Here is a 14009-nt window from a genome sequence, read left to right on the forward strand (position 1 = left end):
CGCTTCTAATGCAAATAAAAGCATTGATGAAGCTTATAAAATTTGATCGCATTTGAAGAGACTATTTCGGCTTTCTTTTTTGTATTCCAGCTGAAATCATGACAGCTATGATTCTAAATGACGTGCATAACCACAAGGGATAAATACGGATGTATATAGGTGAATTGGCGGCCATTGGTGCTGCGATTGTGTGGGCATGTGCGACATGGATTTATGGACAATTTGGACATCGTTTCTCTGCGATGCAATTGAACATTGTTAAGGGTGTTGTAGCGTCTGGGATGATGTTGCTTGTGATGCCTCTTATTCCTATGCCTGAATTTGAACTGAGTACTAACCATTTTCTAATATTGGCGATTTCAGGTGTGATTGGAATTGCGATTGGAGATAGCGCGTACTTTGCGGCATTGAAAAGAATCGGTGCTAATAAGACTCTGTTACTGGAATCTTTAGCTCCGCCTCTTTCTGGTGTGTTGGCATTAATGTTCCTTGGCGCTGTATTGACATTGCAAAGCTGGCTCGGTGTCGTGATTACAACACTTGCGGTGACTTTCGTCGTTTTCCAGCCATCAAAATCGGAGAGCGGCGACTCTAAAGGCAAAGCACAATGGGAGGGCATTAGTTTTGGACTTGTAGCGAGTGTTTGTCAGGCATCCGGTGTGGTTATTTCTCATTACGCTTTAGTGGCGGGTGATATTCCACCACTGCTAGGTGCTTTGATTCGCCTTGCGATTGGTGTGTTTGCCGTGATGATGATGATCCCTTTCGTTGAAAAGAAGCCGTACTCCTCGATAAAAAGAGATCTATGGGAAATGACCAAGCTCGATAAACTTTGGCTGTTAGGGGCAATCTTTGTTGGGACGTTTCTCGCTCTGTGGCTTCAACAGGTGGCGTTGAAAAATGCTAACCCTGCGATTGCACAAACCTTGATAGCGACCAGCCCGGTCTTTATTCTGGTGATCTATGCCTTAAAAGGGGAAAAGATCTCAAAGCATAGCCTTATTGGTACGCTTGCCGCGCTAGGGGGAATATCTTTGTTCTTCTATCAATAACGTCATTTCATCAATAGGTTAAGCTCGAATCAAGTTTGTGATTTGATATTGGGTAAGCGCAGAGCATGCGTGGTTCAGCACTTACTTTAATTTCACTTAACTACTCAGTGCATACTTGGTTTCGACCGTTCGCTTTCGCACGATATAGGGCTTTGTCTGCTCGGTAGAAGGTGCGTTGTGTGTTCTCTCCTTCGCGGTGCATAGTGATACCAATACTCACGGTTAAACCGCGTTCTCCAAGTATTTCATGCCATCTGAATTGGAAGATGCGCTCTCGATAATTTTCAGAGTGCATTTCTGCCTTCGCAAGATCGGTGTTCTCTAGAATGACCAAGAACTCTTCTCCACCAAATCTGACACATGAAGCGCCTCTGAACTTGAAGTACGACCTAAGCTCTTGAGAGACGCTGACGATCGCTTTATCACCCACTAAGTGGCTCAGCTCATCATTGATGGATTTAAAGTGATCAATATCGACAACCATTAGCGCAAAAGAGGTGTCATGTAACAGCATGTCTTTGAGTTTTACATCTAGCCATCGGCGATTGTGTAACCCCGTTAATGGGTCGGTGAAGACATCCTGTTGTAGTTGCGCCACTGCGTTTTTGTGCTGTTCGGTTGTTTCTTTCAACTCTCGGTTTTCTTGTTCAGATAGAATGAGCTTAAGCTGCAATTCAAAACGTGACAGGCGGCGTAATTGACTCGCACCCAGTTCACTGATCGGGATCTGCTTCATCAGATCGGTTTCAATTCGATAGCCTTTTTTCTCATAGCTCAGCGCTTCTTTAAAACGCCCCTGATTCATACATACATCACTTAGAGAGTCGTAGAATCGCTTTGCAAGCACTGGCGAGGAGTAGGATTTGACACGTTTATTTGTGCTCGACAAGATCATGCTCGCGTAGTCTTGCTTGCCGGTTGCACTTAGGCAATGTGCTAGCTCTAGACGAGTCATGGTAGCAAGCCAGCTTGCTTGAGTGCTGTTGGCTGGGTATTGAACCTTAGACAGACAGCGTAGCGCTTCATGGTATTTTTTCTTAGCGCGAAGCACCTTCGCTTGGTAAAGCAATATCTGAGCTGTGAGCAGCTTGTCACTCACCAGAATACTCAGTTCTTCGCACTCATTTAGTAAGTCGCTAGCCGCAGTAATACGGTTGAGTAGCAGTAGGCTTGCTACCATATGGAGCTTGAACTTGAGACGAAGTGAACGACTGCTTATTGCATGGTCAATGCTGCTAATTTTTTGATAGTAGCGAAGTGCTCGGTTGTGATCACCATAGGCATCACACAGGTTACCCATGCCTAAGATTGCCAATACATACTCATCGATATGGCCGTGTTCAACCGCGATTGTCGATGAACTGACGAATTCATTGAGTGCTGACGTGTAATCGCCAATTTCAACTAAGCGGTCACTTAGGCTGGTTTTGACTGTCAGAATGTCTTCGATATCGGCAGGAAGGTGGAGTAGGTCGAGTGCTAGTCTCAACTCTTCGATACTGGTTTGATTTTGTTGTAACTCGGCACGGTATTCAGAACTGATGATATAGCAGTGTGCTTGTTCTGTTTGCGTCGTCGAAACGTGCTGACGAATGTGGTTCCAGAAGATGATCGCTTCTTCACCGGATACCGATGAAGGATCTAAACCGGCGTCTGTGATCTTGCTTAATAGAGTTTCCATCATTCTATTACCTCAGCATCGTCTTCTTCTAGTTGTTCAAGCGTGAACGGGAACGTTAAAATATCATTGAGGCTGACGGTCGGCCTCGAACCCTTTAATCCTTTTCTATGCCATGGATAGATATCAAGCATGGTGCTAAGAATTTGGAAGGTTTGCTCTGCGGCTTCGCCTTTTTCAGAGAGCATGAGAGCTACACGTTCAGAACTTAGTCTTGCGATGAAGTCGTTTTGATTACATAGGGTATGGGCAATCTCAGTACAGACATCTAAGTAATCAGTGTCGACATGATGGAACATAATGATGCTGTGATTTGAACGCTTAAGTTCTGTTTTAAAGAGTACCAGTTTCTCCCACCAAAAGGTTTCAGAGACAACATAAGAGAGATGCTTTTCTGGATCGTACTCATGTTGACCACGAATACGGTTAATCAGCTTTCGTGCTCTCTGTTCAAGCTGGCGTTTTGAACTACGTGCTTTGTCCAAACCGACACGATTAGTTTGCTCTTTAAGCATACCGGTAGAATATTGACGGTACTTTTTAAAGGCGACTAACGCAGCTTTGAAATCTTGGTTTTCTTCTGCAACCAAAGATTGCTGGTAACAAATCTGACTAAGTAACTCACCGTTATCGAATTCATTTGCCGATTGTTCAGCGAGCCTCAGTAACTCTGCTGCTTGTTCTGGCCTTTTTCTCAGGAGTTCTAATCGTGCTCGACTGATGTAAGAGTGCGCTTTCATCCAGACAAGGTTATGTTCTACGGCTAGATTGTGCGCTTTGGCTGTGGCGCGCTCAGCATCATCTAAACGCTCAAGACCAAGTAGTGCAAGGCCTCGGAAGTCCCACACTTCTGCATGCCAAGTGTTATCTTTATGTTCTTTTAACGCTTCTTCCGCACCGTCGAGCACCGACAACATTTCAACATAGTTGTTGAGTAGATAGTAATCCCAGGCAAGAAGGATTCTTGCTTTGCCTTCCAGCCAGCCAATGCGGCTGTTATTGGCCACTTTGACTGCTAGCTGGTGGGTGGAACGAGCCAGCTTATATTCGTGAGTCATTCGCCAAATGTTGCCAAGGCCAATGAGACATTCAATTTGAATCTCGACTTCATCAACCAGTGCAGATTGCTCTAAGGCATTGATCCAGAACTGTTGGGCGGAGTAATACTTGGCTTGTCCCCAGAACTGGAGCGCGTGTAAGTGGAGAATCTCGGGAAGAAATAGGTCGGTATCTAAACGGCTTTGGCGCTTGTAGGCTTCCTTGATGTATTTCAAACCTTTTTGGTAATCCATCAGGTTCCAACAGCATCTTGCCATTAACATCAATGACTGGATAGCGCCTTCTTCAAACAGAACTTGCTCTGATCTGACTAGGCACTGTTGCGCAATCTCTAGGATCACTGATGGCTCAGAGTCGACACGAGTTTTGAGTTTTTCTAATTCTGTTTCAAGAAGGTACTGATTTTTGTCCAAGACTTAGATCCATGATTATCGAACATATTGATAACACAATCATTATAAGAGTGTAATTTGAGATAAGCACCAATTATCTTTCTTAGGGCGTCAAAGGAACATCAATCTTTTCTAATTATGGGTGTTACCTCATGTTGTTACTTTAAAATCAATGAGTTCCCGAATAATTAGCTAGAGGCTTTGTTGCTATGAAAGTAGTTGCTTTAGAGTTAGCGGCTGCTCTGCTACGCCTAAGCGTTGCGCTGCCGTGAGCCCTTGCTTATCTTGGTAGCACAGATTGTGCCAAGCTCTAAATATGTCGAGCAATGGAAGAATGCCCCCAGGACGAAGCTTACGTCTGGGCTCATTAATAAAGCTATCAAATAACAGTTGGAAGCGTTGTTGATAGAACTTAGTTTGTTGAATTGAGGCCGTGTTAAACCACTGTTTTGGTTCTGGATTGTTACCGGTCAGGTAGCAGATACCTTTCTGGTTATCACCTTGATTCGCAATTGCCCAGCGATCTCGCCACCAACTCATGTGAACGATGTCGATCTTTTCAAAACTTTGGTCGTCTTGCCATCCGGAATCTTCCTCTACATACATTAGGTCAATATTTTGACTCTGAATGCGAGGCAAACATACGCTTAAAGCGGCAGATCTTAGTAATGGATCTTGTGGCATATAGATAGCGACGTGCTTGTCTTCATTACACATATCCAGCACATGTAGGAAGTGAGCATAAGAGGTATAAGGTGGTCGAATGAGTGCGCCTTTTGAAGGGTAGCTAAATGTGGTGAGATTCCCCATCGGATCTTCAACGTTACCTCTCGCCAGAATCACTTGGTACTGCTGTTCAATGCGCTCTTTTAGTTTGTCAGACGGCTGAGGCAGCTCGAGATTCGCTTCTGAAGAGTGATCTTTAGATACAAAGCGTGCAACATCATCATAAGGGTTGTGGTCAACGTTCCCTGATGGTTCTTCATTTTGAGAGTAGTTAACGTGCTGGCAAAGGATATAGCCAGAATGCGCCTCGCCCGTAGCGATCCAGACCACACCGTTGTTACTTTGTGGCTGTAGACGCTGGTAATGAGATGCGAATTCGTAATCTTTCGCATGGTTAACCCATCGTGCATCGATCATCGCTAATTTACGACGACAGCGGCTAGCAATATGGTCAACATGATCATAGAAAGTCTTTGGGTTGATCTCGAGTTTTCTACAGATTTCGCGTACGGAATAACCCATGAACAGTAAGCCCATGAGGTTCTCTTGAAACTGAAGTTTTTTATTGGAGCCAGACCATTTATCAACGAAGGTTGATTGGCAGTCTTTGCATCTATAGCGCTGCCTGTCGCCACTGTAGCCGAAGGCATGATAAAGATGTTTGTGGGTATGAACTGATAAGCCGAAGTTATCGCAATCATCATTACGACAAGCAGGGAGCCCGTCGCTGTGAAGTTGTCTTAGGCGATGAAGTTCGCTTAACACTTCACGATTGTTAAGTAAGGGGGGGAAAGCTCCACATTCACGACAAACCATCGCTGGACGCTTAGGGTTCGCGTGTTGCAAAACATACCGTTTTGCATCGCTCAAGCCAAAGTTGTCACACGCCAATGTTTTACAAAAGTTGAGTTGCAAACCATCCGCATCTTTTGGCAGCTTGTCGTTAGACACGATCTCCCCCTCGGGATTATTTGAGCAGCCAAGCGAGCCTGGCTGCGGGGTAACGCTTTTCAATGTATCTTTTATCAAATCGTTAGATGTTGATTGCTGTCTCTAGAGCAACTTTCATCATGTCGTTGAAAGACTTCTGACGCTCTTCAGAGCTTAGTTTCTCACCACGGATGATGTGATCTGATACTGTTAAGATAGTTAGTGCTTTAGCACCAAGATCCGCAGCAACACCGTAGATACCAGCCGCTTCCATATCAACACCTAGGATGCCTAGCTTTTCCATTTTTTCGAAAAGGTCAGCTTCTGGAGTGTAGAAAAGGTCTGCAGAGAATACGTTACCAACTTTAACTGGAACTTCTTGTGCACGTGCTTGGTTTACTGCTTCTTCTAGAAGACCGAAATCAGCGATAGCAGCGAAGTCATGGTTGTTGAAACGAATACGGTTTACTTTTGAGTCAGTAGATGCACCCATACCGATAACAACGTCCATTAGTTTAACGTCGTCACGTACTGCGCCACAGCTACCTACACGAATAACGTTTTTCACACCGTACTCAGCGATTAGCTCGTGTACGTAGATGCAGCATGATGGGATACCCATACCGTGGCCCATTACAGAAACTTTCTTACCTTTGTAAGTGCCTGTGTAGCCAAACATGTTGCGAACGTCACAAACTTGCTTCACGTCATCAAGGAATGTTTCTGCAATGTATTTTGCGCGAAGCGGGTCGCCCGGCATAAGTACTGTTTCAGCGAAATCACCAGCTTGAGCATTAATATGAGGTGTAGCCATGGTCGTTCTCCAAAGTTTAAACGGTAATTAAAGGAACAGGATTTAATCAATTACCGATTCTGTTGAATTGAATTCGTTTTGTTGAGGCAATATTAGCGAGTTAAAACGTGGCCCCATGAGACTTTAGTCACAAAACAGGCCTGTCATTATAGTTTTATTAATATTGATAACCAAATATGTTGAAAGCGTAAAGGCAATCGATTTTGTATGGGTGAATTGCAAGCTGATGAAAGGAAAAGGCCTACAGATAGACTTGTTGCTTATCGGTTTCGAGACAACAATACGTTGTAGAGACGTTTGATCAGCGATAATCTAAACTTTGATATAAAGACAAACCAAGGATTTGTATGTCGTATTGCGCTAATTCGACGCCTTTACAGTTAATGAAAACACGACTACGAAGGGCCGCGTTGCTTTCTGTGAAAACCAGTTTGATCGTTGTAGGACTCACTTCATCGTGGGTGTCTGCTGCAACCTTTGAGCTTCCTCCGAAAGAGAGCCGTATTGTGGGCAGAATACAGCAACATGAAGTGGCGGCAGGCGAAACCTTGGCTATCATCGCCAAGCAATACGATATTGGCTTTCTTTCTTTAATGGCGGCCAATAAAGGCGTGGATCCTTTTCTTCCACCGGAAGGCTATGTATTAAGCATTCCAAGCCGTTTGATCCTGCCTGATACCCCAAGAAAGGGGATTGTCATCAATCTTGCTGAATTAAGGTTGTACTATTTTGAGCCCGAGAAAAACCAGGTGCATGTCTTCCCTGTCGGCATCGGTCGAGTGGGGCGCGATACTCCCGAGATGATCACCAAGATAAGCCAAAAAAGACCGAATCCAACATGGACACCACCTCAATCAATTCGCAAAGAGTATCTTGAAAAGGGAATTGAACTACCGAGAGTGGTTCCCGCAGGTCCGGAAAATCCATTGGGTGAGTATGCTTTGAGACTTGCTTATGGTGCTGGCGACTATTTGATACATGGTACTAATAAAGACTTCGGAATAGGTCTACGAGTCAGCTCTGGTTGTATCCGAATGGAACCTAAAGATATTGAGTGGCTTTTTGAGCAAGTGAATCGTGGTGAACAGGTCACAATTATCAATGAACCGATTAAGGTGTCATTAGAACCAGATAGAAGTGTATTTGTTGAAGCGCACGAACCACTAACTCGAAGTGATGGTTCAAAGAAATCATTACAGATTCCAGTGGAACTTAAATGGTGGCTTGAAGACGCAGAACTGCCCAATTCAAAGGCGAAAGCGGTTATCTTTGCGCAAAATGGTGTACCCGTTGAAATCGCACCCCCTGCGATTGAGTTCTAACTCAATTCTCTTTATTGAGAGGCAATTTGCTCTATTAGATTACCTGTTCGGCTCTTCCCAAACAAAAGCACCACATCCGTTAAGAGGTGGTGCTATCAATTTACTGCTTTTTGCGACCTATTTAATCTTACAGCTTAATCGTGCTTAGATCTCAAACTACTTAGTGTAAGACTCTGCGATGTTGTCGATACGTTCGTTAGCACGATCCGCTTCTTCCTTGGCTGCCATAGCGGCTGCTTCTGCTTCTTGAGCCTTCATTTCTGCAGCTGCTTTGTCACTCTTAAGTGCTTCGACTTCGCTTGTAAGTTGAGCCACTTGGTTAGTTAGTTGATCAATTTCAGACACTGCAGCTTCTTCTGGTTCAGAAGAGCAACCTGCTAGAATGAACACAGAGGCTGCGGCTGCGATTAACGTCTTATTCATAAGAACTCCTTGCTTATTTATCATCAAAAGATGCGCTATACATTCTTTATCATATAGTCGCTTCATTAATGATTGTAGCGACTAATTTTTTAAGCGCAAAAAGTATGATGCTAGAAATTGCTAAATTTTTGAGGTAATTAGCTAGGTATCACAGTCAGTCTCAGTTTTGAGATGAATGAATGGGCGGTCAGAAAGGAATGGAGTTATGGGGCAGTGTCTACATGGGCAAGGACTATAATCCTCTATTTAGTATCATATAAAGGGATAAATTTACTGTGATCTCTATCCTTATAAAGTACTTTCGCGGTATCATGTCACGTTAAATTAATTTTATTCAATACCATCATGACTGGAGAGTCCTTTGCACTTTAAAGATTTAGGCTTAGATAACCGCTTACTGAAGAACTTAAAACATTACGACTTCAAGAAGGCGACAGAGATCCAATCAAAAGCGATCCCTGTTGCTATTGCTGGTAAGGATCTATTGGCTTCATCAAAAACGGGATCAGGAAAGACATTGGCGTTTGTGTTGCCAATGATACATAAAGCGTTAAAAACAAAGGCGTTTTCTGCTAAAGATCCTCGTGGTGTAATTTTGGCTCCTACTCGTGAGTTGGCTAAGCAGGTATATGGCGAATTGCGTAGCATGCTTGGTGGTTTGTCTTACGAAGCAACACTTATCTTGGGTGGTGAAAACTTTAACGACCAAGTTAAAGCACTGCGTAAATACCCTCGCTTTATCGTAGCGACTCCTGGTCGTCTTGCTGACCACCTAGAGCACCGTTCATTGTTCCTTGACGGTGTTGAAACACTGATCCTTGATGAAGCTGACCGTATGCTTGATCTTGGTTTTGCTCCAGAACTGCGTCGCATTGCAAATGCAGCTAAGCACCGTCGTCGTCAAACCTTGATGTTCTCTGCAACGCTGGATCACGCTGAAGTGAACGATATTGCTAATGAGATGCTAGACGCACCTAAGCGCATTTCGGTTGGTGTTTCTAACGAGCAGCACCTTGATATCACTCAGAAATTCTACCTGTGTGATCACCTAGATCATAAAGAAGCGCTTTTAGACCGTGTTTTGGAAGAAGCTGAATACCGTCAGGTAATGATCTTCACCGCAACTCGTGCTGATACTGATCGCCTAACGGATAAGCTTAACGAGAAGAAGCTTAAAGCAGTTGCACTGAGCGGAAACTTAAATCAAACGCAGCGTAATGCGATCATGAGTCAGTTTGAGCGTGCGGTTTATAAGATTTTGGTAACCACTGATGTTGCTTCTCGTGGTATCGATATTCCAAACGTAAGCCACGTTATTAACTTTGATATGCCGAAGCATACCGAAGAGTACGTGCACCGTGTTGGTCGTACTGGCCGTGCAGGTAACAAAGGCGATGCAATCTCTTTGGTTGGTCCAAAAGATTGGGATAGTTTTAAGCGTGTTGAGCTTTACCTTCAACAAGACCTAACTTTCTCTGTACTTGAAGGCCTAAAAGGTAAGTTCAAAGGCATTAAGCCTCGCAAACCAGCCTTCAAGAAGGGCGGTCCAGCTAAGAAATCGGGTAAACCTCAAGCGAAGAAGACAGCGAAGAAGCCAGTTAAACGCGATAAGAGTTTCCACCAAAATGTGGCTGTGGGTGATAGCGTGTTTATCCCTAAGAAGAAAGTTGCGCCAAAAACTGACGATGAGTAACTAACTCGCGTGAGCTAAAATCTGATGTTTATAAAAACAGATCTTTATAAAAGCTAACGTAAATAAAAACCGCCTATGATGGCGGTTTTTTTGTACCTAGCTTCTGTACCTGAGACGGGCGACCTCAAGATATGGAGTTACGCTGATGGCTTTAGAAATCAAAGGTTGAGAATGAAAAAGCTAAGATATGGTCGGCAATGTATTTATGCGTAGCGGTCGTTGGATGTGTCACGCCCCAGAAGACATAGCTGTCTGAGCCATAGGTTGCGCAATCATTGGTTAAGCTGTGACTTTTTAAATAGTCAGCAGCCGAGCTTCTATTGATATCTAGACATGCGTCACTCGCGTTTCGAAAGCCATGCTGTTGTGGATTGTCGGTGATGCTTGCGAACAATGCACTTGCATCAAACAGCACCACATTTTTCCCCATCTCTTGATAATGCTCGGCTTGATCTTTGATGAATTGGTTGAATTCTAAAATCTTGCCACGAACTTTTATGATCTCTTGTTCGGTTGAGTATTTGAATTGAGGGGCTTTGGTCGCATCGGGCAATGTGAAAAGCAGTATATTGTTCGCACCAGATTCTGTTAAGCGGATCAGTGCGCTACTAAAGTCAGCTTTTACATCGGCGACTTCTCGATTGTAGTTCATAAAGTCATTGAGACCAAACTCTAAGGTAAACAGTGAGTTTTCCGGACGATAGTTTTTAGCCACTTTCATGTAGGTTAGATAAGAGGTGACTTGATCATAAACACCCGTTAACGCGACGTATTGATTGGTGCCTGCTGCGCCACCCACAGCCCAGTTATAAAGAGGAACATCTTTCGCCTTTGCTAAGTACTCAGTCCAAACCAAACCATTCGAAAAGTGCCCTAAAAACCATGAATCAGCGTTCGGAAAAACCCATTGAGAGCCATTAAATAGGTTGCCGGTATCGGACAGGCTATCACCAAAGGTGACGATACGATTAATGGTGTTTGCTTGGACAGCGTTGTCATTTGTCCAAATAGAGTGATTGTAGGAGAAGCGGTTGTCTGCCGCAAAGTAGGTGATGTCTGCAACGTCATGTTGGATGCCGAGGGTTTGTTCACAACGCTGTTTGATTTCAGATTGCGGGGCATCACTGTAGAACATGTTTTTGAAAGAAACGGAAGACCACCAATATCCGTTGATTGTGTAGTAATCACCATTTTCCTTTTTTGCCCATTGCCAGTCGGTAGCAGGGGAATCATGTGATGCGTCAGTTCGGTACCAACATCGAACATAAGAATAGGTTTCTGAACCTTGTGTGCTGAGCACTTGTGCTGATGTAATCGATTCGGGTGTCGGTATTGAGTCTTCTGCAGCATAAGCCCCAAATGGTATGGTTAACGCGAGTATTAAAGCCGTATTTTTCATCACTGTATTCTCTTTTATATTTAGATGAGCCAAACAAAAACGTTGTTGCTTATTGATAAGTGGATAGCTGGATAAATAACTAACTGGTACGACCTATACATAAAATAAATATTTTTCGTCAATGTATTAATATTTCTTTGGTGTTATTAGTGGCATAAGTATCAAGTTTTCAACGAGTTTATGGTTGAAAAATACCGATTTCTAAACAGGGATCTATCGTGAAGTTTTTGTTTATTGCGAATGTCGAATTGATGTTTGAGTCAGTTTTTTGAAAAAACAGTTCCAATGATTCTTAATAAATTATAACTAAATCAATTGTTTATGAATTTAACTTCTCTCATCACACTGTTTGCTTAATGTTAATCGCAACTGTTTAATTCAAGTTCACTGTCACAAATATCGAGTCACCACTTTCAGTTTTATAAAATCATTGTCTACGTTTTCTTTACTCATCAGAGGTCTAATCTGTTTAAGGAAAGAGCATTGAAAAAGATATTAATTTGGACGATAGCCTGCCTATCTAGTTTTGGTGTATATGCCGGAACGAGCACATCAGTATTAGAAGCCCGCGGATATACTGAAACGAAATACCCCATTATGTTGGTACATGGTCTGTTTGGTTTCGATACATTAGCGGGCGTCGACTATTTCTATGGCGTGCCTGAATCCCTCACCAAAGATGGTGCGAACGTGTACGTCGCTCAGGTCTCTGCGACCAACAGTTCTGAAGTCCGTGGTGAACAGTTGCTAAGTCAAGTTGAAACACTCCTAGCCGCAACAGGAGCAAGTAAGGTGAATTTGGTTGGTCACAGCCATGGTGGGCCAACGGCACGTTATGTCGCGTCGGTTCGACCGGATCTTGTGGCTTCGGTGACCAGTATTGGTGGCGTACATAAAGGCTCCAAGGTTGCGGACCTTGTTCGAGGGAATGTATCTGAGGGCTCAGTTACAGAAGGTATTGCGGTTAAATTGGCTGGTGGTTTGACGACACTTATCAATCTACTGTCGGGTGGTTCTGATCTCGAACAAGATGGCCTCGCTTCTCTTGAAGCATTGACCACAGAAGGTTCTCTAGCATTCAACCAATTTTACCCGGAGGGTGTTCCTACGTCTGAGTGTGGTGATGGTGAGTGGCAAGCAAGTAACGGCGTTTATTACTATTCATGGACGGGGTCTTCCACTTTTACCAACCTTCTAGACCCTACCGATGGAGCAATGACAATCCTAGGCTTAGCCTTTAACGAACCTAATGACGGGTTAGTAGGAGCATGTAGCGCGCATTTGGGCAAAGTGATTGGCGACGATTACAAAATGAATCACTTGGATGAGATCAATGGGTTGCTGGGCATCCATCACTTGTTTGAGACCGATCCTGTGACGTTATATCGTCAGCACGCTAATCGATTGAAGTTGGCTGGTTTGTAGGCTAAACAACCGTTTAATAAGAAAACAAGGAAAGTAAGATGAAAAAGACCGCCATTTTGTCGATAACCACGATAGCCCTGATGAGCACAGCGGCGGTCTTTTTTTATCTAAATAACAAAGATACAAATTCACATAATGACAACGAACAGACCGCTTCCTCATTTAAAGTCGCCTCTCAACAAGATACCGAAATTGACAATGCGTCAGCCAAAGACATGATGGAGTATTTCGTGTCAGGCAATACAGAGCTAACCCTCGAAGATATTCGTGACAACGTGGCAAAACACCATGAGCAATCACAAGGTGCGGTGGTTGATGAAGTGTTATTTGCAAAATATCTTGAGTATAAGTCGGCACTGACATCACTAGATGTGCAATTTGACACCACATCAATATCCGCTGAGGACCTACGCGCACTTAATCAAGCGCTCCTTGAGCTGCAAGCTCAGTTTTTTAGTGAGAGTGAGGTAAGTATTCTGTTTACGCATGACAACAGAATGAGAGAAATAGCATTAGAAAAGCTACTTTTGAAACAAGAGGGATTAGAGGGTGAAGAATACCAACAAAGACTCGAATCCTATCTATCTGAACAACCAGGTTATGTTCAGTCGAGTCACCAGAATCAGGTGTTACTCCAACAACTCTCTAGATCGGAAGGTCTCGATGAGCAGGGTAAATATTTAAAGAGAAGCGAACTTGTTGGCGAAGAAGCAACGCAAAGACTCGAAGATCTTGACAAACAAAGAGCGGTATTTGAAGACGCTTTAGAGATTTACTTCTCAGAACGAAGTGATGTTTTGAACGATTCAGCTCTCTCGAAAATCGAACAACAAGAGACGATCGCGAAACTTAGGACTGAACATTTCCTGCCAAAGCAGCTTAGAAGAGTTGAAGCGATTGAAAGAATTCGTGCTAATGAAGCTAAACAATAAAGCCATTCTCCTCAACTTAGCAAACGATTGCTTGTTCTGTAATTAGAACAATTATAGGTGGAAATTGAAACTATTAACTAACTTATTGCTCCTGTCTGAATATAAATATCTCAAGCAATATAATACCAATTCATAATTAACTGACGCATTTCTTGTGATTAACA

At 43.4% G+C, this 14009-nt stretch carries 11 protein-coding genes; 5 read left to right on the forward strand and 6 right to left on the reverse strand.

Annotated features, from left to right (window positions below; all coding sequences use genetic code 11):
• The first annotated feature begins 149 nt into the window (after positions 1-149).
• Entirely contained in the window at positions 150-1052 is a 903-nt protein-coding gene (locus OCV56_RS23170; RefSeq protein ID WP_086714866.1) for a DMT family transporter, read from the forward strand.
• Positions 1053-1152: 100 nt separating this feature from the next.
• Here OCV56_RS23170 and OCV56_RS23175 read toward each other — a convergent pair whose 3' ends face one another.
• The 4 genes from OCV56_RS23175 to deoD all read right to left on the reverse strand — a co-directional run bounded on the left by OCV56_RS23175 (position 1153) and on the right by deoD (position 6651).
• A complete protein-coding gene (locus OCV56_RS23175) occupies positions 1153-2733 on the reverse strand; it encodes a GGDEF domain-containing protein (protein ID WP_086714867.1) in 1581 nt (526 codons plus the stop codon).
• Complete coding sequence (locus tag OCV56_RS23180; protein ID WP_086714868.1) at positions 2733-4202, reverse strand: hypothetical protein; 1470 nt, start codon at positions 4200-4202, stop codon at positions 2733-2735. Before OCV56_RS23180 ends, OCV56_RS23175 begins: the two co-directional genes overlap by 1 nt.
• 186 nt (positions 4203-4388) lie before the next feature.
• A complete protein-coding gene (locus OCV56_RS23185; RefSeq protein ID WP_086714869.1) occupies positions 4389-5858 on the reverse strand; it encodes a lactate dehydrogenase in 1470 nt (489 codons plus the stop codon).
• Positions 5859-5940: 82 nt separating this feature from the next.
• The gene (gene deoD / locus OCV56_RS23190; RefSeq protein ID WP_048661021.1) at positions 5941-6651 is read right to left on the reverse strand and encodes a purine-nucleoside phosphorylase; all 711 of its coding nucleotides are present in this window, start codon (positions 6649-6651) and stop codon (positions 5941-5943) included.
• A 347-nt stretch (positions 6652-6998) separates the two neighbouring features.
• Here deoD and OCV56_RS23195 point away from each other — a divergent pair, with 347 nt between their 5' ends.
• A complete protein-coding gene (locus OCV56_RS23195; RefSeq protein WP_086714870.1) occupies positions 6999-7973 on the forward strand; it encodes a L,D-transpeptidase family protein in 975 nt (324 codons plus the stop codon).
• 156 nt (positions 7974-8129) lie between these two features.
• Here the strand turns inward: OCV56_RS23195 and OCV56_RS23200 are convergent, their stop codons facing one another.
• Positions 8130-8396: an Lpp/OprI family alanine-zipper lipoprotein gene (locus tag OCV56_RS23200; protein WP_086714871.1), complete on the reverse strand. Its 267-nt coding sequence runs from the start codon at positions 8394-8396 to the stop codon at positions 8130-8132.
• A 361-nt stretch (positions 8397-8757) separates the two neighbouring features.
• Here OCV56_RS23200 and OCV56_RS23205 point away from each other — a divergent pair, with 361 nt between their 5' ends.
• Positions 8758-10089: a DEAD/DEAH box helicase gene (locus tag OCV56_RS23205; protein ID WP_086714872.1), complete on the forward strand. Its 1332-nt coding sequence runs from the start codon at positions 8758-8760 to the stop codon at positions 10087-10089.
• 151 nt (positions 10090-10240) lie between these two features.
• Here the strand turns inward: OCV56_RS23205 and OCV56_RS23210 are convergent, their stop codons facing one another.
• The gene (locus tag OCV56_RS23210; RefSeq protein ID WP_086714873.1) at positions 10241-11488 is read right to left on the reverse strand and encodes an SGNH/GDSL hydrolase family protein; all 1248 of its coding nucleotides are present in this window, start codon (positions 11486-11488) and stop codon (positions 10241-10243) included.
• Between the two features lie 483 nt (positions 11489-11971).
• Here OCV56_RS23210 and OCV56_RS23215 point away from each other — a divergent pair, with 483 nt between their 5' ends.
• Positions 11972-12913, forward strand: coding sequence for a lipase family alpha/beta hydrolase (locus tag OCV56_RS23215; RefSeq protein ID WP_086714874.1), 942 nt, complete (start codon positions 11972-11974; stop codon positions 12911-12913).
• Between the two features lie 38 nt (positions 12914-12951).
• On the forward strand, positions 12952-13845 hold the full coding sequence (locus OCV56_RS23220) for a lipase secretion chaperone (RefSeq protein ID WP_086714875.1): 894 nt from the start codon (positions 12952-12954) through the stop codon (positions 13843-13845).
• Positions 13846-14009: the final 164 nt, after the last annotated feature.

The organism is Vibrio gigantis (genome assembly GCF_024347515.1).
Taxonomy (GTDB): Bacteria; Pseudomonadota; Gammaproteobacteria; order Enterobacterales; family Vibrionaceae; genus Vibrio; species Vibrio gigantis.

Bases quoted from the DNA above. Each gene is read 5' to 3' on its own strand.
- OCV56_RS23220 (WP_086714875.1), top strand. From the start codon at position 12,952: ATGAAAAAGACCGCCATTTTGTCGATAACCACGATAGCCCTGATGAGC.
- OCV56_RS23210 (WP_086714873.1), bottom strand. From the start codon at position 11,488: ATGAAAAATACGGCTTTAATACTCGCGTTAACCATACCATTTGGGGCT.
- OCV56_RS23170 (WP_086714866.1), top strand. From the start codon at position 150: ATGTATATAGGTGAATTGGCGGCCATTGGTGCTGCGATTGTGTGGGCA.
- OCV56_RS23195 (WP_086714870.1), top strand. From the start codon at position 6,999: ATGTCGTATTGCGCTAATTCGACGCCTTTACAGTTAATGAAAACACGA.
- deoD (WP_048661021.1), bottom strand. From the start codon at position 6,651: ATGGCTACACCTCATATTAATGCTCAAGCTGGTGATTTCGCTGAAACA.
- OCV56_RS23200 (WP_086714871.1), bottom strand. From the start codon at position 8,396: ATGAATAAGACGTTAATCGCAGCCGCAGCCTCTGTGTTCATTCTAGCA.
- OCV56_RS23175 (WP_086714867.1), bottom strand. From the start codon at position 2,733: ATGGAAACTCTATTAAGCAAGATCACAGACGCCGGTTTAGATCCTTCA.